The organism is Nocardiopsis sp. NPDC057823 (assembly GCF_042797335.1).
In the GTDB taxonomy this organism is placed as follows: domain Bacteria; phylum Actinomycetota; class Actinomycetes; order Streptosporangiales; family Streptosporangiaceae; genus Nocardiopsis; species Nocardiopsis changdeensis.
The window spans coordinates 20,142-41,216 of record NZ_JBHVLR010000019.1; the positions used below are offsets into that span (position 1 = coordinate 20,142).

Annotated in this window: 20 protein-coding genes and 4 tRNA genes; 14 read left to right on the forward strand and 10 right to left on the reverse strand. The window is 70.0% G+C overall.

Going from position 1 to position 21,075, the window contains the following annotated elements; translation table 11 throughout:
- Positions 1-62 precede the first annotated feature (62 nt).
- Positions 63-1,490, forward strand: a complete 1,428-nt coding sequence (locus ACFVNO_RS24960; protein ID WP_378896068.1) for a hypothetical protein — start codon at positions 63-65, stop codon at positions 1,488-1,490.
- Positions 1,491-1,573: 83 nt separating this feature from the next.
- Here the strand turns inward: ACFVNO_RS24960 and ACFVNO_RS24965 are convergent, their stop codons facing one another.
- Positions 1,574-2,581: a DUF418 domain-containing protein gene (locus ACFVNO_RS24965; RefSeq protein WP_378896070.1), complete on the reverse strand. Its 1,008-nt coding sequence runs from the start codon at positions 2,579-2,581 to the stop codon at positions 1,574-1,576.
- Between the two features lie 120 nt (positions 2,582-2,701).
- On the opposite strand from ACFVNO_RS24965, the gene ACFVNO_RS24970 reads away from it, so the two are divergent.
- Together ACFVNO_RS24970 and ACFVNO_RS24975 are read left to right on the forward strand one after the other, a co-directional pair.
- On the forward strand, positions 2,702-3,862 hold the full coding sequence (locus ACFVNO_RS24970) for a sensor histidine kinase (protein WP_378896072.1): 1,161 nt from the start codon (positions 2,702-2,704) through the stop codon (positions 3,860-3,862).
- A complete protein-coding gene (locus tag ACFVNO_RS24975; protein WP_355267330.1) occupies positions 3,859-4,503 on the forward strand; it encodes a response regulator transcription factor in 645 nt (214 codons plus the stop codon). The genes ACFVNO_RS24970 and ACFVNO_RS24975 overlap by 4 nt, the downstream gene beginning before the upstream one ends.
- An 18-nt stretch (positions 4,504-4,521) precedes the next feature.
- Here ACFVNO_RS24975 and ACFVNO_RS24980 read toward each other — a convergent pair whose 3' ends face one another.
- The 3 genes from ACFVNO_RS24980 to ACFVNO_RS24990 form a co-directional block, all read right to left on the reverse strand.
- Positions 4,522-5,277, reverse strand: coding sequence for a glycosyltransferase family 2 protein (locus ACFVNO_RS24980; protein ID WP_378896075.1), 756 nt, complete (start codon positions 5,275-5,277; stop codon positions 4,522-4,524).
- A 3-nt stretch (positions 5,278-5,280) separates the two neighbouring features.
- A complete protein-coding gene (locus ACFVNO_RS24985; protein WP_378896077.1) occupies positions 5,281-6,075 on the reverse strand; it encodes a GntR family transcriptional regulator in 795 nt (264 codons plus the stop codon).
- Between the two features lie 283 nt (positions 6,076-6,358).
- Positions 6,359-6,427, reverse strand: a tRNA-OTHER gene (locus ACFVNO_RS24990).
- 525 nt (positions 6,428-6,952) lie between these two features.
- Between ACFVNO_RS24990 and ACFVNO_RS24995 the strand changes: the two genes are divergently transcribed.
- On the forward strand, positions 6,953-8,608 hold the full coding sequence (locus tag ACFVNO_RS24995) for a pentapeptide repeat-containing protein (RefSeq protein WP_378896079.1): 1,656 nt from the start codon (positions 6,953-6,955) through the stop codon (positions 8,606-8,608).
- A gap of 13 nt (positions 8,609-8,621) precedes the next feature.
- On the opposite strand, the gene ACFVNO_RS25000 is transcribed toward ACFVNO_RS24995, so the two are convergent.
- On the reverse strand, positions 8,622-9,038 hold the full coding sequence (locus ACFVNO_RS25000) for an ATP-binding protein (protein ID WP_378896081.1): 417 nt from the start codon (positions 9,036-9,038) through the stop codon (positions 8,622-8,624).
- Positions 9,039-9,193: 155 nt separating this feature from the next.
- Here ACFVNO_RS25000 and ACFVNO_RS25005 point away from each other — a divergent pair, with 155 nt between their 5' ends.
- From ACFVNO_RS25005 to ACFVNO_RS25040, 8 genes are all read left to right on the forward strand, one after another.
- Positions 9,194-9,502: a putative quinol monooxygenase gene (locus tag ACFVNO_RS25005; protein ID WP_378896083.1), complete on the forward strand. Its 309-nt coding sequence runs from the start codon at positions 9,194-9,196 to the stop codon at positions 9,500-9,502.
- Positions 9,499-10,707, forward strand: coding sequence for a helix-turn-helix domain-containing protein (locus ACFVNO_RS25010; RefSeq protein WP_378801193.1), 1,209 nt, complete (start codon positions 9,499-9,501; stop codon positions 10,705-10,707). The genes ACFVNO_RS25005 and ACFVNO_RS25010 overlap by 4 nt, the downstream gene beginning before the upstream one ends.
- A gap of 141 nt (positions 10,708-10,848) precedes the next feature.
- Positions 10,849-11,256, forward strand: coding sequence for a plasmid replication, integration and excision activator (locus tag ACFVNO_RS25015; RefSeq protein WP_378801192.1), 408 nt, complete (start codon positions 10,849-10,851; stop codon positions 11,254-11,256).
- 102 nt (positions 11,257-11,358) lie between these two features.
- Positions 11,359-11,610, forward strand: coding sequence for a hypothetical protein (locus tag ACFVNO_RS25020; RefSeq protein ID WP_378801191.1), 252 nt, complete (start codon positions 11,359-11,361; stop codon positions 11,608-11,610).
- Positions 11,610-13,043, forward strand: a complete 1,434-nt coding sequence (locus tag ACFVNO_RS25025) for an FtsK/SpoIIIE domain-containing protein (RefSeq protein ID WP_378896085.1) — start codon at positions 11,610-11,612, stop codon at positions 13,041-13,043. The genes ACFVNO_RS25020 and ACFVNO_RS25025 overlap by 1 nt, the downstream gene beginning before the upstream one ends.
- A 214-nt stretch (positions 13,044-13,257) precedes the next feature.
- Entirely contained in the window at positions 13,258-14,943 is a 1,686-nt protein-coding gene (locus ACFVNO_RS25030) for a replication initiator (protein ID WP_378896087.1), read from the forward strand.
- 2 nt (positions 14,944-14,945) lie between these two features.
- Entirely contained in the window at positions 14,946-15,122 is a 177-nt protein-coding gene (locus ACFVNO_RS25035) for a helix-turn-helix domain-containing protein (protein WP_083926642.1), read from the forward strand.
- Entirely contained in the window at positions 15,119-16,366 is a 1,248-nt protein-coding gene (locus ACFVNO_RS25040; RefSeq protein WP_378896089.1) for a tyrosine-type recombinase/integrase, read from the forward strand. Before ACFVNO_RS25035 ends, ACFVNO_RS25040 begins: the two co-directional genes overlap by 4 nt.
- Before the next feature lie 76 nt (positions 16,367-16,442).
- Here the strand turns inward: ACFVNO_RS25040 and ACFVNO_RS25045 are convergent.
- The 4 genes from ACFVNO_RS25045 to ACFVNO_RS25060 all read right to left on the reverse strand — a co-directional run bounded on the left by ACFVNO_RS25045 (position 16,443) and on the right by ACFVNO_RS25060 (position 18,411).
- Positions 16,443-16,516, reverse strand: a tRNA-Phe gene (locus tag ACFVNO_RS25045).
- Between the two features lie 24 nt (positions 16,517-16,540).
- Positions 16,541-16,615, reverse strand: a tRNA-Asp gene (locus ACFVNO_RS25050).
- An 84-nt stretch (positions 16,616-16,699) separates the two neighbouring features.
- Positions 16,700-16,772: transfer RNA gene (locus ACFVNO_RS25055), tRNA-Glu, on the reverse strand.
- Positions 16,773-16,878: 106 nt separating this feature from the next.
- Positions 16,879-18,411, reverse strand: coding sequence for a metallophosphoesterase (locus tag ACFVNO_RS25060; protein WP_378896226.1), 1,533 nt, complete (start codon positions 18,409-18,411; stop codon positions 16,879-16,881).
- Positions 18,412-18,526: 115 nt separating this feature from the next.
- On the opposite strand from ACFVNO_RS25060, the gene ACFVNO_RS25065 reads away from it, so the two are divergent.
- Positions 18,527-18,877 (forward strand): metallopeptidase family protein, encoded by a 351-nt coding sequence (locus ACFVNO_RS25065; protein ID WP_220563625.1) that lies wholly within the window; start codon positions 18,527-18,529, stop codon positions 18,875-18,877.
- 343 nt (positions 18,878-19,220) lie between these two features.
- Positions 19,221-20,531 carry an MFS transporter gene (locus ACFVNO_RS25070; protein WP_355267319.1) on the forward strand — a complete coding sequence of 437 codons (1,311 nt, stop codon included), beginning with the start codon at positions 19,221-19,223 and terminating at the stop codon, positions 20,529-20,531.
- Between the two features lie 205 nt (positions 20,532-20,736).
- On the opposite strand, the gene ACFVNO_RS25075 is transcribed toward ACFVNO_RS25070, so the two are convergent.
- Positions 20,737-20,997, reverse strand: a complete 261-nt coding sequence (locus ACFVNO_RS25075; protein WP_220563627.1) for a PspC domain-containing protein — start codon at positions 20,995-20,997, stop codon at positions 20,737-20,739.
- Positions 20,998-21,075 lie beyond the last annotated feature (78 nt).

Genomic DNA, 21,075 nt, shown 5'->3' on the forward strand with positions numbered 1-21,075 from the left:
GCGTAGAAGTCATCCCGGGCGCCATCGTGCCCGGACCGCACGAAAGCACTGAGCACTGAACAATGAGTAAGAGATCCACCGGGCCGGACGCCGCCTCACCCCACTGGAAGGCCGGGCCGTTCGAGGTCCGCCTGCCGTTCGTCCACTACCGGTTCCAGTGGCAGGACTACACGCAGGGCCTGGTCATGTGCGCGGTCGACCTGTCCGCGATCCCCCTGCTGGTCGAGCTCCTCGGGATGCCCTTCGAGGCCGCGCTCGCCGTGGTCGTCCTCAACGGTGTGCTCTACCTGCTCCACCACCTGCTCGGCGACCCCGTGGTCCCGGGCTGGATCACACCGGCCATCCCCCTGCTCATGGTGTACTGCCAGCAGTTCCCCGAGGGCCCCGAACGGGTCCAGGCGCTCATCGCCTTCCAGCTCGTGCTCGCCGCGCTGTCGATCACGCTGGGGGTGACCGGACTGGCGGCGAAGGTGGTCCGGTTCATCCCGAACGCCCTGCGCGCGGGCATCGTCGTGGGCGCGGGCTTCGCCGCCGTCCAGAGCGTGTTCGCCGAGGGCGGCCGGTTCGAGTCGTTCCCCTGGACGATCTCGATCGCCGTGGGGCTGGCCTTCGTCCTGCTCTACTCCAAGGGCTTCGCCGCGGCGCAGAAGCGCAGCCGTGTGCTGCGGCTGATCGGGAGCCTGGGCATCCTGCCGTGCATCCTGCTCGCCGTCGTCGTCGCCCCGCTGTTCGGCGAGGCGCCCTGGCCGACCCTGGAGTGGGGCTTCGCGACCCCCGACTTCGTCACCCTGTGGACGCAGTACACCGTCTTCGGCGTGGGCCTGCCCCCGCTGACGATGCTGGTCACCGTGATCCCGACCGTGGCCGCGGCCTACATCGTGGTCTTCGGCGACGTGCTCCAGGCCCGCGCCGTCCTCGACGAGGCCGCCGAGGTGCGCACCGACGAGAAGGTCCGCTACAACCCGAATCGCGCCCACCTGATCTTCGGCGCCCGCAACGCCGTCATGGGCGTGATCGGCCCGGACGTCACCATGTGCGGCCCGCTGTGGGCCGCGATGCACGTGGCCATCTCCGAGCGGTACAAGAAGGGCCGCGACGCGATGCAGTCGATCTTCAGCGGCGCCGGATCGTTCCGCTGGGGCACCAACACCGGCCTGTGGCTGCTGCCGGTCGTGTCGCTCGTCGAACCCGTGCTCGGCGTGGCGCTCGCCCTCACCCTCATCATCCAGGGGTTCGTGAGCGTCAAGGTCGGGATCCTCGAAGCGCGCAGCAGGACCGACCTGGGCATCGCCGGTGTCACCGGCGCCGTCCTGGCCCTCAACGGCGCCGCCTGGGGCTTCGCCGTGGGCATCGTCCTGTGCCTGCTCATGTACGGCCGCCGGTTCTTCTCCGGCGAGGACGACGGTGTGATCAACCACGGGGAGAAGACCGCCCCGGACACCGCCGGGGACGCTGCCGGCGGCACCGCAGGCGACGCAGTCCGGGACTGACGGCCTCCGCTCCGCCCGACGGCCGGCGCCCCCGCCCCCGATCCCCCCGGGGGGCGGGGGCGCCGCCGTGTCCGCCGCGGCGGTCAGCCCGCCGGGACGGCCCCGGGAGCGGCGACGGTGCCTCGCCGGCCCCAGGTGGCCAGGCGCCAGAGCCACTCCACCGGCCCCTGGGGGAAGCGGCGCAGCCACAGGACGGCGAACACCCACTGCGCGGCCAGGAGCGTCCCGGCGACCGCCAGCGCCACCGGGAGGGAGTCGGCGATCGGCAGGCCCAGGAGGTGGGCGGCGCCCAGGACCAGGAGTGTGGCGCTCAGGTGCTGGGTCAGGGCGATCCGGCCCAGGGGCGCGAAGACGGCCGCCAGCACCGGCCGCAGCGGTGTCCTGAGCAGGACCAGCAGGACGCACACGTACGTCGCGGTGCGCAGCAGGTCCGCCGTGAGGATCTGCCACGCTACGGGCCCGGGCCCCGCCGCGGCCGGCGCCGCCCACCCGGCGAGCACCGCTCCCGCCGCACAGGCCAGGCCCACCAGGACCGGCCCTCGGGTGGAATGGTCGATCCGCGCGACCACCCCGTAGCGGACCAGCGCCGACCCCGTCAGGAACAGCCCGGCGACCAGCAGCGGACCCCCCATGCCGAGGAGCAGCCCCGTCGGGACGAGCGCGGCGGCCGCCCCGGCGACCGCCCACCGGGGCAGCCAGGACGAGGGCAGCAGGACCAGCAGGCCGACGACGGCGTAGACGCTGAGGATGTCCCCCGGCCACAGCAGCCGGTGCAGGAGGCCGATAACCAGGAGCGCCAGGAGGCGCCGCAGCAGCACGAGCCGCGGGCGGGGAGCACGGTCGCGGGCGGACTCCAGCAGGAGGGAGAAGCCGATGCCGAACAGCAGGGACAGGACCGGGAGGCCCAGCCACACGTGCGCGGCGCCCATGGGCGGTTCCACGGTGGCGGCGGCGGTGCCCGCGATCAGCCGGATGTTGGACACGAGGATCCCGCACATGGCGACTCCGCGCAGCACGTCTAGCGCGACGAGGCGGGTCCGGGCCGGCGGGTCCGGAGCGGTGCGCCCCGGGAGGGAGGGTTCGTTTGCCATGGGGCCGAGCCTGACGGGCCGCCTCGGCTCCGGGCACCGGCCGAAGGAAGGGTTCGCGGTCGCCGCGACAGTACTTTCGGCCGGTCCGCCGGCGGACCGGGCGTCCCTAGGCTGAACCCCGTGAACAGTGGAAACGGCTCCCCGGGGCGGTCCCGGTGGCGCGGCCGGGCGGCGGACGCGGCCCTGGCCGCGGTCCTCGCGGCGGCGATCGCCTTCCAGGCGTACGGCATCGCGTCGACCTGGGGCGGCGGCTACTGGTGGCCGGGTGCGGCCGCGGGCGCGGCGGTGGGCGTGATCGCCCTGCTGCGCCGCCGCGGCCGGGCGGTGGCGGCGGCCGCCGGGCTGACCGTGGCGGCGGCCTCGGTACCGGTCTCCTGGTGGTTCGGACTGCCCGCGGAACCCGGCCCGGCCGCGGCCCTCGCGCTGGCGGTGCTCACCGCCTCCGCCGTCGGCCGCCTGCCGGTCCGCCCGGCCTGCGCGGTGGCGGCCGGGGGGCTCGCGGTGGTCGGGATCGCCGCCCTCCCCGAGGTGGGCTCCTCCTCCGGCATGCCCGTGGTGTGGCTGAACCTGGTCCTGTGGCTGGGCGGCCTCACGGCCGGCCTGGGCCCCCGCCTGCTGGCCGCCCGCCGGCGGCGGGCCGCCGAGCGGGTGCGCCGCGACGAACGGCTGGCGGTGGCCAGGGAGCTGCACGACGTGGTCGCCCACCACATCACCGGCATCGTGATCGAGGCGCAGGCCGGGCGGATCGAGGCCCCTCAAGGTCCCGACGGCGGGAGGAGCCGGGACTCCTTCGCCGCCATCGAGGCCGAGGGGGCCGAGGCACTGGCCGCCATGCGCCGCGTCGTCGGCCTGCTGCGCGAGGAGGACGGCGCCTCCCTCGCCTCCCCCGCCGAGCGGCTCACCGACCTCGTCGAGCGGTTCGAGCGCCGGGGCGGTCCCCCGGTGCGCCTGCACCGGCCCGAGGACGAACCGGCGTGGCCGCCCGAGGTCGCCGCCGCCGTCCACCGCGTCGTCCAGGAGTCGCTGACCAACGTCGCGCGCCACGCCGCGCACGCCGGGGAGGTCACCGTCCGCGTCACCCGGGACGGGGAGGAGCTCACCGTGGAGGTCGCGGACGACGCCCCGGGCCCGCCCCCTCGGCCGCGGCCGGGCGGGTACGGGCTGGTCGGCATGCGCGAGCGGGTCCGGGCCCTGGGCGGCACACTGGAGGCCGGACCCCGCGGCGGGGGCGGCTGGTCCGTCGTCGCCGTCCTGCCCCTCGCCGACCGGAGGAGCCCATGACCGTCCGCGTACTGGTGGCCGACGACCAGGCGATGATCCGCAACGGCCTGCGCAGGATCATCGAGAGCCACCCCGGCCTCACCGTCGTGGCGGAGGCGGCGGACGGCGCCGAGGCGGTCGAGGCGGCCAGGCGCCTGCGCCCCGACGTGTGCCTGGTCGACATCCGCATGCCGCGCCTGGACGGCCTGGAGGTCACCCGGCTGTTGGCCGGCCCGGGTGTGGCCGACCCGCTGCGGGTCGTCGTGGTGACCACGTTCGACCTCGACGAGTACGTCTACGGAGCGCTGCGGGGCGGGGCCGTGGGCTTCGTCCTCAAGGACGCGGGGCCCGCCCTGCTCATCGAGGCCGTCCTGTCGGCGCACGCCGGGGACGCCCTCATCTCACCGGCGGTCACCCTGCGGCTGCTGCGGCACCTGACCGCCGCTGCGCCCGGCCGGGCCCTTGCGAACCCGCTGTCCGAGCGCGAGACCGAGGTGACCCGCGCCGTCGCCCGGGGGCGGACCAACCGGGAGGCCGCCGACGAGCTGTTCATCTCGGTCAGCACCGTCAAGGGCCACATGTCCGCCATCCAGGCCAAGCTCGGCCTGCGCAACCGCGTGGAGGTCGCCGCCTGGGCCTGGGAGCACGGCCTGATGGACTAGGGATCCCGCCGCACCGCTTCACCCGGCGGGGGCGCGGTACTCCCAGCCGGTCAGGGCGAGTGCCTCCGCGCGCTCCCGGACCACGCCCATGCGGGCGGAGCGCTCGGCCTCGTCCCGGTGGGCGGCCGCAGCCGTCACCTGGCCGGGCCACTTGCGGTAGAGCAGGCCGGGTTCGGCGGTGAACCAGCCGCGGGCGACCGCGTTGAGCGCGAGCAGGAGCCCGGTGTCCTCGGAGGCGGGCAGGGCCATCCACCCGCCCAGGGCCAGCAGCAGGTCCCGGCGCACGCACAGAGTGGCGGGGTGGACCTGCGCCCGGAAGCCGTGCGCCTTCCAGAAGTCCAGCACGGCGCCGCGTTCGATCGGCCCCTCCTCGGGGTCGCTGTCGAAGCCCTCGGTGGTGCCGTCCGGCAGCAGGTCCAGGGCACGCGAGGTGGCCCAGGCGGCCCCCTCGGTCAGGGCCCGGATGTCCCGGGCGAGGGCCCCCGGGGTGAGCCGGTCGTCGGCGTCGAGCACCTTGACGAACTCGCCCTCCGCCCGGCTGAGGCCCAGGGTCCGCGCCATGCCCGCCCGGCCGGCCCGCCCCTGACCGAAGCTCACCCGGCCGTCGTCCGGCAGGTACGGGCGGACCCCGTCGGTCTCGCCGTCCTCCTGGACGACCCACTGCCACTCCCAGCCGTCGGGCAGCACCTGCTCCGCCAGCGACCGGTGGGCCTCCGGCAGGAACCCCGCCCCGGGCGCGTGGACGGCCGTGATGACGGTGATCAGTCGGGGCATCGGCTACCAGCGCTCCAGCGGGGTCGTGAAGACCGCTTCGGTGCGGTCCCCGGGGAGGATGACCTCGGACCACTCGACGGCGCGGCCCCGGGTGTCGACCGAGGTCCTGTGCAGGACCATGACCGCGGTGCCCGCGCCCAGGCCGAGCCGTTCCGCCTCCTCCCCGGTCGGGAGGCGGGCCGTCACCCGCTCCTCGATCCGGTCGAGCTCGATGCCCACGGTGTGCAGCTGGCTCTGCGTGCCGCCGGGCCAGGGCTCCCTCGTCTCGTCGAGCAGGTCGCGGTTGCCCTCGATGTGGTCCACCACCAGGTAGGAGCGCACCAGGTTGAACGGGGCGGGCTCGTCCCGGTGGCGGGTCCGGTAGAGGCGCTCCAGCAGCGCCGTCCCGGCGGGGACGCCGAGGGCGCTGGAGAGCTCCGCGTCGGCCTCCACCCGGTGGTAGGCGGCGCTGAACACCAGGTCGTCGACCTCCAGGCCGGTGTCGCGCTCGGTGGCGCCGGTGGACAGCCGCTCGCCCAGGCCCGTCCGGGCCCGGTCCTTCTCCCACTGGTGCCGGTCGTTGGAGCGGCGGACCGCGCGGCGGGGCCTGCGCACCACGTCCCCGCGCCCGTCCCCGCCCTCGACCAGCCCCTCGGCCCGCAGCAGGCCGAGGGCCCGGCGCACGGCGGGCAGCGCCTCGCCGTAGCCGTCGGCCAGCTCCGCCTCTCCGGGCAGCGGCTCCCCCGGCTCCGTTTCCCCGGCCCGGATGCGCCGCCGCAGGTCCTCCGCGATGCGCTCGTGGGCCTCTCCCGCGGCCATACGCCGACCCCCGTCCTCCCCGTAGGCGTCCCGCCGACCCTAACCCCGCCGGCCCCCACCCGCCCCGCACCCCCGCGGCGCGCCCCACCACCGGGGGATTCGAGGAGACCCACGCCCAGTGCCTCGTGGGAGAGGAGCACTACCGCCGCCCCTGAGCCCGGGAGTTTCGGCACGCATTCAGCACAGCGGCCCACCGAGACCCGCCGCCGGCCGCCGAGGCATGAAAAAGGCCCCGCCGCCTGTTCGCACAGGTGGCGGGGCCTTTTCGCATGTCTTGAGGTTGTGGCTAGGGGCGGGGTCGAACCGCCGACCTTCCGCTTTTCAGGCGGGGTAGGCGGACCGCCCCTGCTCTGCGCTGCGGGGCGCATGTCCGGTGTGGTCCGGGCGAGTCTACTCCCGGCTGCTGTCGTTGCTGTCACCGCTGCTGTCACTGTGCGCCCTCCTCGGCCTCCCCCGACCAGGGCCACAGGCCGCGCGCCACCGCGACGCCGCACCCGTGCTCCTCCCCCACCGCCCCCGGCCCGCCCCAGGATGTCGGCCACCACATCTCCGGGCCGAGGCGTCCGATAGCGCCGGAGCCGGTCACCCCAGACAGTCGCACCCCGCTATCGGGTGCCTCGGGATCTGAGCACGTCATCAACCATTGGGACCAAATGCCCTGACGGAAAGCTATGCCCTGAGTCACCATGGTTGTATCGGGCAGCTCTGGCCCTGCTCTCCCTATGGGCCTGTCCGAGAGACGTGGAGTGCGTGCGGCCTACGGCCGTGCGCTCGGGACCGGGCGGCAGCCCGCAGCCCGAGCGGCGGCCGAGGGCCGCCGCGACGGCGCTCGCGCCGTCGCCTTGATCCCCTACAGCCCAACTCGGCAAAGAACCCAATGAAGAAAAAAACAGCGACTGCCCTTATAGCCACAGGCCTAATATTTCTACACCTAAGCAACTTTATCCCCTATGCGGAGATTTATAAATTCATTAAAATCATCGAAATGCGTTATATATTTTCAATCATTGGAGTCGTGTTAATAGTCACGCCTTTCCTGCTAGCCAATTCAACAAGAAATAAACCGGACAAGCCTAGGACCATATCTTTCTGGTGGCTATTGATCGGTTCTATAGTCGTCCTAATATCGACATGGGCATCCATATACTGGCTACTCTCCGAAGCAGAAGAGGGGCAGAGGATAGACGCCATCAGAACAGGCCTAACCGTGGGAGCAGGAACAGGCGGAGCGATGGCACTACTGATATCAGCGCGACGACAGTGGCTGGGAGAACAAACTTTTCTTCACGAAATTGAAGTATCTAAAGAAAACGCCAATGATGCACTAGAGAAGAGGATCACTGAGCTCCAAGCAAACGCCGCCAATCAAATTTCCTCAGAAAGCGCCCCAACTCGCCTATCTGGACTTTACACACTCGAACGACTAGCGCAGGACAACCCTCGCCATAGGCAAGTAATAATTAACATTATATGCGCTTATTTAAGAATGCCTTTTAACCCCAAACGGGAGGATCTGGAAGAGGGAGATGATCCTCAAAAGGAAATATTCAACCATCACGAGCAAGAACGAGAAGTCCGCCTTGCAGCGCAAGACATCTTGGCCCTCCATCTGCGCGAGACACCGAACGGCACGAGTCAGGAAGACCAGTACTGGCCAGGAATGAGGCTGAACCTTTCAAGAGCAACTCTAATCGATATTGATTTCAGCGGATGCACTACATTTAAAAGCCACTTCGAGAAAGCAGAGTTTCATGGAAGGACGAATTTTTCCAAAGCAAGTTTAGGTTCAGCCAGTTTCGAGCAAGCTAGGTTCACGAATCAAACAGACTTCTCTGATTGCCAGTTCACAGGCACTGCAACACTTCGTGGAGTCGAGTTTCTAGAACGCTGCGTGCTCAATAATGCAACCTTCTTGGGAGATGCAGACTTCAGAGAGTGCAAAATCCGAGGAGACCTGGATTTTGAGAACACCTCCTTCTTGGGAGGTGTCGATTTCAGCCAGTCCGAATTTGAAAACGGCGGCCATTTCTACAGGTGCAAATTTGATGGCAACGCCGCCTTCGCCCGTTGCGAATTTAAGAAGTCTTCCATATTCATCGAATGTGACTTTAAAAAGAAAGCGGAGTTCGTGATTTCCAACTTTGCCGATGCGGGAGTATTCGATAGATCGAGGTTTCACGGAACCACATCTTTCAAGGGGTCCAAATTCACAGGCGATGCCCATTTTGAAGAGGTGAGCTTCCAGAATTACGCCAGCATGAAAGCAATTAAGGTCCAATATACGGGCAGGTTTGAGGGGGCGTCTTTCAATAGAGCGTCTTTTAGTGGCGCAAGGTTCGGCAACACCGCCACCTTTGAAGGGGCCACCCTTTCTGGTGATATCAATCTCGCAGGAGCTCACTTTTCCTGGGGCCCTCTAGTAGAAAAAACAATTGTTATAAAATCCGAGAGGCAGATATGGCCGAAAAACTTTTCCGTCGAATGGCAGTCGAAAACAGAAGGTTTTCTGATAGGCCCCAATCAGGAAGGTTGAATATCTGAAGCCCTTAAGAGACGAAAGAAAACCAGGTCTTGCGGCCGGAGAGGGTGGCGTAGCTGCCCCATGAGTCGGCAAGAGCGTCAACAAGGAACAGGCCGCGACCGTGTTCGGCGTCGGGTTCGGGCTGCGCCACATACGGGGCGTCGAAATACGACCCGCCGTCGTGCACGGTGACGCGCACGCTGCGGCCGTGCTCGTGCTCGATGAGGACTCCGAATCCGGCCTCGGGCAAGCCGGACGGCGAGTGCTGCACGGCGTTGGTCGCCAACTCGCTCGTGAGTAGTACCGCGTCGTCCACCACCGGGCAGTCGCCCAGGCGGTCGGCGACGAACGCGCGTACAGCCGCGACCTGGTCAGGGCGGCCGTAGAACCACCCGTGGTGGACGGTCACCGTGCTGTTGGACTTGTCTGCATGGAGGGACATGGGGTTTCACCTCGTGCTCTGAGCGCAGGGGGCAGACACTGAGCTGCATGACTAGTACTATTAGTACGGCTACCGTACATGGAATGCGTGTGTAGTGCACCCGTTTGCGCGCACAATAAGTACGGGTCTTGTAGTCCAAGTGAGGAGAGTGCCCCATGTTCGGCCTGTCTGTGCGGTTCACGCTCAAGGACGATGCCGCTGCCGACGGCTTCGACGCCCTGGTGGCGGAGACGCTTCCGCTCATCCGTGAGAACGAGCCGGGCACGCTCGTGTACGCGGTCCACACGGTGGAGGGAAAGCCGCTGGAGCGGATCTTCTACGAGCTGTACGCCGACCGCGCCGCCTTCGACGCGCACGAGGAGCAGCCGCACGTGAAGCGGTTCCTGGACGCCCGCGGCGCGTTCCTGTCCTCCGTGGACGTGGACTTCCTCGCCCTGATGGACGCCAAGGGTGTTCAGGAGTGAGCACCGACTACCAGAAGGCGCTCGGCCGCAAGGTGGCCAAGCACCGCAGGCAACGCGGTCTGTCCCAGCGCGAGTTCGCCGGACTTGTCGGCCGCTCCGAGACCTGGGTGTCCCAGGTCGAACGCGGGGTGCGCAAGGTCGACCGCATGGTGGTCCTCGAAAAGCTGGCCGAGGTCCTGGAGATCCCCGTCTCTGAGCTGGCCGCCGAGGCCCCCATCGTCGCCGCCTCCAACGAGGAGCCTCCGGGTAGCAGCCGCCTGCGCCTGGTCCTGAGCGGGTCGCATGCCTTGGCCGCGCTGCTGCGCCGCAATCCCGCGACGGTCGATCTGGACGACCTGCGCCGGCGGGTCGATCACGCCTGGGAGCTGACGCACGCCAGCGCCTACACGGAACTGACCGAGGTCCTGGAATCGCTCATCCCCGACCTGGAATCGGCCGCGCGCTCGGTGCCCAACGGCGAACGCCTGGAGCTGTTCCGGCTCCTCAACGCCGCGTACCGGGCGTGCTCCTCCACGCTCTCCCGCCTGGGCGAGTACGAAGCGGCGTGGATCGCTGCCGACCGCGCCATCACTGCCGCCGAGCGGGCGGAAGACCCGCTCCTCATGGCGGCCGGTGAGTTCCGCCTGTGCCTGACCTTCCAGGGTGCGCGCCACTACGACCAGGTGGAGGCCACTGCACAAACCGCGTGCGAGGCGCTAGGCGATCTCGTTGCGGAGGGCAACCCCGAGGCCATGTCCGTCTACGGGGCTCTCACGCTGCAACGCGCGGTCGCCGCCGCCCGGGGCAACAAGGCGACGGTCGCCTACCGCCACGTGGCCGAGGCCAAGCGGATCGCGGACGCCATCGGCGGAGAGCGCAACGACTTCAATACCGAGTTCGGTCCGGCGAACGTGGGCCTGCACGAGGTGTCCGTGGCCGTGGACCTGGGCGACGCCGGGGTGGCGCTGCGAGCGGCGGAAGAGGTGGATGTGTCGGTCCTGTCGCCGGAACGCCGGGGCCGCTTCCTGATCGACGTCGCCCGTGCCCAGCTCCAGCGCCGCAACGTCGACGGTGCCGTGGCCACCCTGGAGGAGGCGGAGCGGGTCACGCCCGAACAGGTCCACTCGCATCCGATCGTGCGACAGGTTGTCGGCGACCTCATGGCGATTCAGGACCCTGCCGGGTCGGCACTCACCGGCCTTGCGAGGAGGGTGGGCGCACTCTGAGTGCTAGCTAGTACTTCACGTACTAGACAAAACAAAAAGTGCGGATTAGTGTGTGGTAGGTCGCACCGTCCTTCCTGCTGTGGAGGGGTGCGGCCGACCACACACTTTCGTTTGCGCCGACAGGCGCGGTGAGGAGTCCGCATGGCTATCCAGGGTGCGTTGGCCGTCGAGTTCGGGACAGTGTTCCCGCACGGTGCGTTCGCGCTGGGGGTGGAGCCGATCACCGACTTCGAGACCAAGCGGCCCCAACTCGACAAGGACACGGGGCTGCCGCTGTGGGCGGTGGACGTGATCGACGCCGACCCCGAGGCCCGGGGCAAGGCCAAGTCGGTCAAGGTCAAGATCGCCGCCGAGCACTGCCCGACCCTGCCCGACGAGGTCCCCGGGCTGCCGTTCCGGCCGGTGGAGTTCGAGCACATGGCCGTCATGCCCTACGTGGACGACAACGGTCGCCGCCCCCGGGTCGCCTACTCGCTGCGCGCCCGTGGGGTGAAGGCTCCCGGCACCGCTGCGGGCGCTCGTCGTGCCCCGGCCAAGGACGCCGCCTGACCCCCTGCGTGACATGAGACGGGGCGGCCTGGTGCTGCAACACCTAGCCGCCCCTACAACCCTCCCGGAAGCTTCCCAACTTTCAGAAGAGGTGTCTTCAGTATGTCCGAAAACCGACCCGACCTGTCCGAGCTGACCGGCCCCCAACTGGTCCGGGCCTTCCTGTCCGAGTTCGACAAGCCGCGCACGACCAAGGCCGAGCGGGCCGCGTTCTTCGACTTCAAGGCCCGGGTGTTCGCCGCCATCGCGAACCGGGACGGCAACCCCGACGCCGCCCGTGCCGCCGAACGCGCCCGGGTCGCCCGTGACCGACTCCTGTCAGAGGCCGAGGCCGCGAACGGCGGTGGGGCGTGATGCTGCGTCAGCCCAAGGTGGGTGCCGCCCAGACCTCCCCGACCCTCCCAACGCCCGCCCAGGGGGTGCGGTTCACGACCCCGATCGTGGAAACCCCTGGCATCGTCGTCCTGGCCTCCTGGATCTGGCGGTTGGTCCGGTTCCTGGTCGCGCTGCCGTTCCGGTTCCCCGTCATGGTCTCCGGGTTGTCCGTCTCCGTCGCCGCCTGGTGGTGGTTGGGGTGGCCTGGTCTCACCGGGCTCTGGGGCGCTTCCTCCGTGGTCTCGTTGGTGTGGTGGCGTGCCTGGCCGGACTCGCACCGGCGCTGGGTCATCCTGCGCGTTCTGGCGTGGTGGCGGCACGTCACCGTCTACCGGCGGCACTGGCAACCGGTTCTGGTCATCTCCGGGCTGGCCGAGTCCTACCAGGAACGCCGCTACCTCCCCCGCATCCGCCGCGTCACCTGTGACACCTGGGCGGACCGGGTGCGGGTCTCCCTGGTGGCCGGCACCGCTCCCGCCGACTTCGAGCACCGGGTGTCCGAGTTGGCGCACGGCTTCGCCGCCCCCTCCTGCCGGGTGACCGTCAACGGCCCCCGTGACATCACCTTGGAGTTCCCCCGGCACGACACCCTGGCCGAACCCCTCGACGCCTTCCCGATGCCCCACCACGTGGACCTCGACGCCCTTCCCGTCGGGCGGCGTGAGGACGGCTCGCCCTGGGTGCTCAAGCTCCACGGCACACACGTCCTGGTGGTCGGTGTGACCGGCTCGGGCAAGGGCTCGGTGATCTGGTCGGCCGTCAGGGCGATGCTGCCCGCCGTGGCGAACGGTACGGCGCAGGTGTGGGCGATCGACCCCAAGCGTATGGAGCTGTCCTACGGGCAGGACCTGTTCGCCCACTACGCCGACGACGGCGAGTCCGCGGTGGCGCTGCTCGAACGGGCCGTGGCCGACATGCAGGACAGGGCCGAACGCTACGCGGGAAAGCTGCGCTCCCACGTGCCCACGACCAATGACCCCTTCGTGGTCGTGGTCCTGGACGAGGTCGCGTTTCTGACCGCCTACCACCCCGACCGGGACGTGCGCCGCCGCGCGGAGAACGCGATAGCCACCCTCACCTCACAGGGCCGTTCGGTGGGCTTCGCCGTCCTGGCCGCACTCCAGGACCCGCGCAAGGAAGTCATGAACCTCCGCAACCTCTTCCCCGACAAGGTCGCCCTGCGCCTGGACGAGGCCTCACAGGTGGACATGGTCCTCGGAGAGGGTGCCCGGGAACGCGGCGCTGAGGCGCACCTGATCGACCCCACGCTTCCCGGTGTGGCCTACGTCCGCCTGGAGGGCTCACCGGCTCCGGTGCGGGTCCGGGCCGCGTACGTATCGGACGAGGACATCACCGCGATGGCGAGGAACTACGGACGTGACTCTTTCGCGGGCGAGGAGGTGACCGGGTGATGGTTCGAGCGGCGTTTCCACCAGCCCAGTCCGATCACAAGGGCGAGGAAAGCGGTCTGTCCCAGCGCCATGGGCAGGCTGGTGAAGAACCACATCATGAGGAACACATAGGTCAGAGCCACGGACCAACCGGCGATCACGTTCCAACGAGGTCTCGTCACGACACGAGTCTAGAGGCGGCCGAGCTTCCCTACACGGGTTGGCGGTGGGGCTGATGCCGACGCCTACCGGTAAGTCCACCCGGGCCGAACGCCTCGCGCAACCCCTGGCTCGTGAGGTGGCCGAACAGGTCGCCGCCGACCACGGAGTGTGCATCCGCCCCGTCTCCCTGCGACGCACGGACATCGCCACTGGTGAGACGACGGTGATCGACGTGCCGTGCGGCTCCACCCTGGAATCGCGCTGCCCGGCCTGTGCCAAACGGAAGCGGTCGCTGCGGCGGACCCAGTGCGAAGAGGGCTGGCACCTGGACACCGAACCCGTCGTGGAACCCGACCCGCCCACCGACGCCCAGCGGGCCTGGGTGGAACAGCGGGCCGTGGTGACGGCCGAACGGGACCGGGTCGCCGCCACGGGGGCGGCCTCGGTGGAGGACCTGGCCGCGCTGGACGCCGCGATAGCCGACCTGGACGAGGAAATCACCGCCTCCGGACTCCGTGGCTCGGTCACCCGCTCCTCGGACACCGCCACGGCCAAGCCGCGCCGGGTGCGCTCCACCAAACGCCGCCAGGACGCCCCCGACCTGCCCAAGCGGCCCATGACCCGCAAGACGGTCGGGCGGGCCTACACCGACCCCGAGTCCGGGAAGGTGTTCCGGCCCTCGCTCTTCATCACCCTGACCCTGGACTCCTACGGGCGGGTCCGCTCCGACGGCACACCGGTGGACTTCGCCACCTACGACTACCGGCGTGCCGCCCGGGACGCCCTGCACTTCTCCAAGCTCGTGGACCGGTTCGTTCAGAACCTCCGACGGGTCGCCGGGTTCGACGTCCAGTACTTCGCCGCTGTCGAACCCCAACGCCGTCTGGCCCCGCACCTGCACATGGCCACCCGGGGAACCCTCCCACGGGCTGAGCTGCGCCAGATCGCCGCCGCCACCTACCACCAGGTGTGGTGGCCCAACGCCGAGACGGTCCGCTTCGACGGCGACCGCCTTCCCGAATGGGACGCATCCGCAGGGACCTTCTTCGACCCGGCCACGGGCGAACTGCTCCCCACGTGGGACGAGGCGTTGGACGCCTTGGACGAGGACCCCGACGCCCAGCCCCATCACGTGGTGCGCTTCGGCCGACAAGTCGACGCCAAAGGGGTCGTGGCCGGGTCCGCCGACGCCGACCGGTGCGTCCGCTACCTCGCCAAGTACCTGACCAAGGACATCGCCGACTGCCACGCCGCCGAGACCACCCGCCAGGAACAGCACGTGGACCGGCTCCTCGACGCGCTCCGCTTCGAGCCGTGCTCGCCCCGCTGCTCCAACTGGCTCCGCTACGGAGTCCAACCCGACGAGGCCAAGCCCGGCATGCGCCCCGGATACTGCCGCTCCAAGGCCCATCGCCGCGAACACCTGGGCTACGCGGGCCGCCGCGTCCTGGTCTCCCGCAAGTGGTCCGGCAAAACCCTCGCCGACCACAAAGCCGACCGCCTCACTTGGATCCTGAACGCCCTGGGCGTCGACCCGGCCAACGAGGACCAGGGCGACGCGAACAACCCCCGCCCCGCACCGCTGACGATCGCCTCCGGCTCCTACGCCTGGGAACTCGCCCGACCCACAGACCCCGACGTCGCCCCCCGCGAACGCCGCCTCCTCCGAGCGGTCGGTGAATCGCTCAAGCGCCGCGCCCAGCTCGCCGCCGCCCTGGACCCCGAACATTCGGCAAATCCCGAACAGGAAGCAGCGTGACCATGACAGAACTCCTCCTGACCGTCGAAGAGGCCGCCGAGCGCCTGCGCGTGAGCCGCTGGATGGTCTACAACCTCATCCGCTCCCGCACGCTCCGCACGGTCAAGATCGGGCGCCGCCGCCTGGTGCCCGTCGCCGCGCTCCCCGAGTGCTTGGAAGCCCTGGAGGACGCCGCGTGAGCGCCGCAGAGGGCAAGGGCCGCCGCAGGGGCCGCCGACGTGCCGCCAACGGCGAGGGAAGCGTCTGGCAGCGCAAGGACGGCCGGTGGGCCTTCGCCGGGTACGCGCTGACCACCGACGGCACGTACAAGCGCGTGCAGGGCTACGGCCGCGACCAGGCCGACGCGCGGGCGAAGCTGAACCGGCTCCTGGCCGACTCCGACCGGGGCATCCCGGTCGCCTCCGAGAACTGGACGGTGGCCGAGTACCTGGCCTACTGGCTAGAACACGTGGTGCGGGCCGAGCGACGCCCCAAGACGGTGCAGGGGTACGAGGGCGTCATACGCCGCTACCTCGTCCCCGGCCTGGGGAAAAAGCGGCTGGCCAAGCTGACGGCCCGGGACGTGCGGACCTTCGTCACGAACATTCGGCAACTGTGCCAGTGCTGCCGCAACGGCACCGACGCCGCCCGGGAGCGCCCCCGGTGCTGCGCGCTCCCCCGGCCCGAGTGCTGCGGTCACCGGCTGTCGGCGCGCATGGTGCAGTCCGTTCACGCCGTGCTGCGCAACGCACTCCAGACGGCGGTGCGGGAGGAGGTCATCCCGCGCAACGTGGCGTCCCTCGTGAAGGTCGCTCCCCCGCGCTACGCGGTGAACCGGGGCCTGGACGTGACGCAGTCCCGGCGGCTGCTCAAGGCGGCCGAGGGCGACCGGTTCCACGCGCTGTACGTCCTGGCGCTGTGCCTGGGCCTGCGGCGCGGGGAGCTGCTCGGGCTGCGCTGGCGTGACATCAACCTGAAGGCCGGCCGCCTGGAGGTGGTCCACACCCTCCAACGGGTCGGCGGGAAGCTGTCGCTGGTGCCGCCCAAGACGGAGGACTCGGCGCGCACAGTGCCGCTGCCGGGGTTCTGCGTGGACGCTCTCAAAGCGCACCGGAAGCGCCAGTTCGCGGAGCGCTCGGACGCCTTCCCCGACTGGGAGGAACACGGACTCGTCTTCCCCTCGCGCCGGGGCACTCCCCTGGAGCCGGACAACCTGCGCCGGAGCTGGGAGCCACTGCGCCGAGCGGCGGGCCTGGAGGGGATGCGCTTCCACGACCTACGGCACACGTGCGTGACGCTGCTGCTGAACCTGAAGGTGCCGCCGCAGGTGGTCCGGGAGATCGTGGGGCACAGCGACATCGGGGTCACGATGACGATCTACGCGCACGCCTCGCTGGACGACAAGCGGCGGGCGCTGGGCAAGCTCGGGGATGCGCTCGGATGACCGGGTTGCTGTCACTTAGCTGTCAAAAACGCCCGGAGCCGTGTGGCTTCCGGGCGTTCGTGCTGCTCAGTGTGTGTGGCTAGGGGCGGGGTCGAACCGCCGACCTTCCGCTTTTCAGGCGGACGCTCGTACCAACTGAGCTACCTAGCCGTACCGCCGAGAGATCGGCGAGCGCGGTCCTGACGGGATTTGAACCCGCGGCCTCCACCTTGACAGGGTGGCGAGCACTCCTAACTGCTCCACAGGACCTGGTTTCGGTCGCTTCCCGGGGCTCCCCGGTCCGCGTCCGCGGTTCCATTCTGCCAGACATCCGACAGTGGTCGAACCGCCTCGTACCCCCAACGGGATTCGAACCCGCGCTACCGCCTTGAAAGGGCGGCGTCCTAGGCCGCTAGACGATGGGGGCCCGTGTGACAGGTCCAGCATAGGGGAGATTCCCACCAACACCAAAGCGATTTGCCCACTCCGGGGAAAGCGTCCCGACCTGCGGCGACGCCGTCCGTACGGGCTGTTCAGCGGTCCCGTCCGCCATCGTCGGACTCCTCGTCGGCGTCCGGCGAGGGCTCGCCCACCGGCCGGTCCGGGTCGGCCTCGATGTGGCGTTCGACCTGGGCCGACGTCAGCCCGAGCCCGCCCAGGTCGATGTCGTCGCGGGCCTGCAGCCGCCCGGTCTCGGCGTCGAAGTACAGCACCGAGGCCTGGTACGGGGTCGGCCGCCCCCGGCCGTGATCAAGGCCACGCAGCCCGGCGCCGCCGGTGGAGCCCTGGACGAGGAACCGGGTGCCCTCGTCGGAGACCCGGGTGGAGCGCAGGTGGTCGCCGCCGGTGAGCACCAGCGGGACGACCCCGTCGAACGCCGCCGCCTGCGTCTGCGTGTGCAGGAGGGCGAGGTCGACCTCCTCCCGGCTCCCGATGACCTCCGCCGCCTGCTCCTCGCCGAGCGCGGCCACGCCTTCGGCCGTCGGGTTGAGCCGGGTCGCGTCGGGCGTGTACCGCGGGTCCCCCGCCCCGTACAGGGTGAGCCCGCCGACCTCGCGGATCTCCCCGTCCAGCACCACGGCGTTGGGCTGGGCCGCCACCGCGCGCTGGGTGCCCATGGAGTCGTGCTGCCCGCGCACCCACACGTAGGGGACGTCGAGCTCGCCGATCTCGTCGGCGAACACGTCCTCGGCGGCGCTGCCCCGGTCGGTGAGGTCGCCGGAGTCCACGATGAAGTCGACGGCGTACTGCTCCCGCAGGGTGCGGATGATGCTCCACGACGCCGGGTTGAGCTGGATGTCGGACACGTGCAGCACCCGGATGACCGTCTCGTCCTCCTCGTACACCGGCAGGCCCGAGGTCGCCTCGTAGATCATCGCGACGTTGCCGACCAGCCCGGCGAGCTGCTCCTGGTACTCGTTGAACCGGCCCACGACCTCCTCGGCGCTGCCGACGACCTGGGGGGCGCCCGCGATCAGGCCGGTGTAGCGGGGCTCGGCGATGGCGCTCGGGTTGAAGGTGTACCCGGCGGCCGCCCCGGACCCGGCCAGGACCGCCAGGCAGACCCCGGCCCCGGCCAGCGCCCGCCACGCGTTGCGGAACAGCAGCAGGCCCATGACGGCCGCGCCCAGCGCCGCGGCGAGGATCGACCGGACCACCAGGGCGATGACCCCCTCGCGCAGGTCGGAGCCGATCCCGGCGGCCATCCGGTTGATGGCGTCGGGGTCGGCGAACATCTCCTGGGCCGCGGAGAGCCGGATGTCGGAGATGGTCGCCTCCAGCCGCAGCGGCGCGCTGTGGGTGTCGAAGGCGAGCTGCCCCAGGGGCGCCACGTTGACGACGGTCTCGCCCCGCCACTGGGGGCTGAGGCTCAGGGTGACGTCCGCGGGTCCGATCGGGGTGACGACCTGGCCGGCCAGCGCCAGACCGAGCCATCCGCCGACCAGGCCCGCGACGACGACGCAGCTCCAGCGCCAGGCCCGGCCGGCCCGTATCCGGGACAGGGCCTCGCGGAGGCGCCGGGCGGCGCCGCGGAAGTCGTACGCGCGGATCGCTTCCCAAGACAACACCCCCCCATCATGCCGCTGACGGGGACCGTTCCCAACGTTTCCTCCCGACCAGAGTGTTATGTCGATCCCGCCCCCGGACGCGGGGTCGGCGGGGCGGCGCCCGGGCGGCACAATGGCGGTTGTGGTGGAACTGACGCGCAGGGAGTTCGAGGAACTGGTCGCCGACGCGCTCGACCAGATCCCGCCGGAGCTGGCGGGCCTCATGGACAACGTGGTGATCACCGTCCAGGACGAGTCGCCCGACGGGCTGCTCGGCCTCTACGAGGGAATTCCGCTGACCGAGCGGGGGGATTCCTACTTCGGCGTGCTGCCGGACCAGATCTTCATCTACCGGCTCGGCATCTGCGCGATCTGCGAGACCCGGGAGGACGTCGTCGAAGAAGTCCTGATCACGGTCGTCCACGAGATCGCGCACCATTTCGGTATTGACGACGAACGCCTGCACGAGCTGGGCTGGGGCTGATCAGGGTCGCCCTGATGGGCGCTGCGCGACCGACCGAAACCCCCACCCCCGGAGGGGACCGGGTACCGCTCCGAGCGCTCTCCGTACACGGATCCGCGGCCGCGGACTACTGGCGCGCACCCCGGATCCCCTGTCTTTTCGGCGTTTCCACAGCGAGCGGTGGAAACGGCTCCGAGTACCGATAGGGATCAAGGCCCTGTGACCCGACGATCCATTACCCCCAGCAACGAATCAGACACGAATTCCTTGCAACGCCTTGCGAGGAAGCTCACGTTCCGGGACGGTTGGTCATTGGGACACGACACAGCGTGATTTCAACCCTGTAACAGTAAGGGAGTGCCGGATGGCCAATCCGCGCCTCGACAAGACACCTGACGACGAGGGCCACGAGCCCCCGTCTTCCCCCCAGAAGGACGCTTGGCGCAGCAGCTATCGCGAGGTCATGGCGCTCGGGGAGTTCCGTGCCATCTGGTCGGCCCACACCATCGCCACCATCGGCACCAACCTCCTCAACATCGCGGCGAGCATCCTCGTCTACCAGATCACCGGCTCGCCCCTGGCCGCGGGTTTCACCATCGCCCTCGGCTTCCTCCCCCCGCTCATCGCCGGGCCGTTCCTCTCCGGGCTGGCCGACCTCTTCCCCCGCCGCCGGGTGATGGTGGTCTGCGACCTCCTGCGCGCCGTGCTCATCGTCTCCATCGGCATCCCGGGACTGCCGCTGTGGGCGGTCTGGCTGCTGCTGTTCTGCTCGGTGCTGCCCGCGCTCCCCTTCGCCGCCGCCCGCGCCGCCATGCTGTCCGAGATCATCCAGGGCGAGCGCTACGTCGCCAGCACGGCGATCATCCAGCTCACCGCCCAGGTCGGGATCCTGGTGGGCTTCATGGCCGGGGGCTTCACCTCGGGCCTGTTCGGACCGCACACCACCGTGATGTGCAACGGGGCGCTGTTCGTCGTGACCGCGCTCATCGTGCGGTTCGGGGTCAAGGCGCGGCCCGCCCCCGAGCGCACGGAGAAGGAGGAGGGCGGCGGTTTCGCGACGGTGGTCGCCGGCGGGGCCAGGCTGGTCTTCGGCGACCCCCGGCTGCGCACGCTGGCCCTGATGGCCTGGCTGGCCGGGCTCTACATGGTCCCCTACGGGTTGGCGACCCCGCTGGCGGCCGAGGCGGGCGGCGGTGAGACCGCGGCCGGCGTCGTGATGGCGGGGACGTCGATCGGCGCCCTCGTGGGCGGCCTGGTGCTGACCCGCCTGGTGCCGCCGGTGACCCGGCTCCGGCTGCTGGGCCCGCTGGCCGTGCTGGCGTCGGTGCCCCTGCTGGTGTGGCTGTTCGACCCGCCGCTGTGGCTCATGGTGGTCGCGCTGGCGGCGTCCGGCGCCACCGCCTCCTACCAGTTCGTGGCCAACGCCGCGTTCGTGCTGTGCGTCCCGCCGGACGGCCGGGCGCGGGCCTTCGGCCTGGTCGCCGCGGGTCTACAGGTCTCCCAGGGACTGGGCATCCTGGCGGGCGGCTTCTTCGCGGAGTTCTTCGGCACCGGAACGGTCGTGGTCGGCGCGGGTGTGCTGGGCATCGTGTTCGCGCTGCTGCTGGCCCTGCCCTGGTCGCGGATGAGCGACGAGGTCACGCGCAGGATGCAGGAGAGCGAAGCCCCGGCCTGACCAGGGGTCCGGCCCCGCGCTCCGCGGCCGTCCGCCGCGGGGCGCCGGTCCCCGGCCCGGGAACGTCCCTAGGACCGGGGCCGACGGCCCGCGGCGTCGGCGCGGCACTCGCCGGGGTTCTCGCGCTCCTCCTCGGCCTCGTGGTCGGGCCGCTGGGCCCGGAGGTCGCGTCGTTCCCAACCCGGATGTGCTCGCAGGCTCCACATCAGTTCTGTCCCGGCTTTCCCTGGAAGTTTCGGATGATCTGTTCGAGCAGCGAGTGCTGCTCGCCCTCGGCCGGCATGATCAGCAGCGCGAGGATGTACACGAAGACGCCGCTGAAGCCGAGCACGGTGAGGACGACGAAAACGAGGCGGACGATGTTGGCGTCGATGCCGAGGTAGTCGGCGATACCGCCGCACACACCGGCCAGGAAGCGGTTGTCGTTGCTGCGCCGGAAGCGCTTGCCCTGGAGTTTCTCGTTCATATCCTCAGCCTGCCCGCCCGCGGCGCCGCTGCCCATCGGGGAGAGCCCTGGAGCGTCCCTGACATCCCCCCGACGCCC

Bases quoted from the DNA above. Each gene is read 5' to 3' on its own strand.
- ACFVNO_RS24985 (WP_378896077.1), bottom strand. From the start codon at position 6,075: ATGGCCGCGGGAGAGGCCCACGAGCGCATCGCGGAGGACCTGCGGCGG.
- ACFVNO_RS25000 (WP_378896081.1), bottom strand. From the start codon at position 9,038: ATGTCCCTCCATGCAGACAAGTCCAACAGCACGGTGACCGTCCACCAC.
- ACFVNO_RS25070 (WP_355267319.1), top strand. From the start codon at position 19,221: ATGGCCAATCCGCGCCTCGACAAGACACCTGACGACGAGGGCCACGAG.
- ACFVNO_RS25030 (WP_378896087.1), top strand. From the start codon at position 13,258: ATGCCGACGCCTACCGGTAAGTCCACCCGGGCCGAACGCCTCGCGCAA.
- ACFVNO_RS25005 (WP_378896083.1), top strand. From the start codon at position 9,194: ATGTTCGGCCTGTCTGTGCGGTTCACGCTCAAGGACGATGCCGCTGCC.
- ACFVNO_RS24975 (WP_355267330.1), top strand. From the start codon at position 3,859: ATGACCGTCCGCGTACTGGTGGCCGACGACCAGGCGATGATCCGCAAC.
- ACFVNO_RS25015 (WP_378801192.1), top strand. From the start codon at position 10,849: ATGGCTATCCAGGGTGCGTTGGCCGTCGAGTTCGGGACAGTGTTCCCG.
- ACFVNO_RS24965 (WP_378896070.1), bottom strand. From the start codon at position 2,581: ATGGCAAACGAACCCTCCCTCCCGGGGCGCACCGCTCCGGACCCGCCG.
- ACFVNO_RS24960 (WP_378896068.1), top strand. From the start codon at position 63: ATGAGTAAGAGATCCACCGGGCCGGACGCCGCCTCACCCCACTGGAAG.
- ACFVNO_RS25035 (WP_083926642.1), top strand. From the start codon at position 14,946: ATGACAGAACTCCTCCTGACCGTCGAAGAGGCCGCCGAGCGCCTGCGC.
- ACFVNO_RS25025 (WP_378896085.1), top strand. From the start codon at position 11,610: ATGCTGCGTCAGCCCAAGGTGGGTGCCGCCCAGACCTCCCCGACCCTC.
- ACFVNO_RS25020 (WP_378801191.1), top strand. From the start codon at position 11,359: ATGTCCGAAAACCGACCCGACCTGTCCGAGCTGACCGGCCCCCAACTG.
- ACFVNO_RS24980 (WP_378896075.1), bottom strand. From the start codon at position 5,277: ATGCCCCGACTGATCACCGTCATCACGGCCGTCCACGCGCCCGGGGCG.
- ACFVNO_RS25075 (WP_220563627.1), bottom strand. From the start codon at position 20,997: ATGAACGAGAAACTCCAGGGCAAGCGCTTCCGGCGCAGCAACGACAAC.
- ACFVNO_RS24995 (WP_378896079.1), top strand. From the start codon at position 6,953: ATGAAGAAAAAAACAGCGACTGCCCTTATAGCCACAGGCCTAATATTT.
- ACFVNO_RS25065 (WP_220563625.1), top strand. From the start codon at position 18,527: ATGGCGGTTGTGGTGGAACTGACGCGCAGGGAGTTCGAGGAACTGGTC.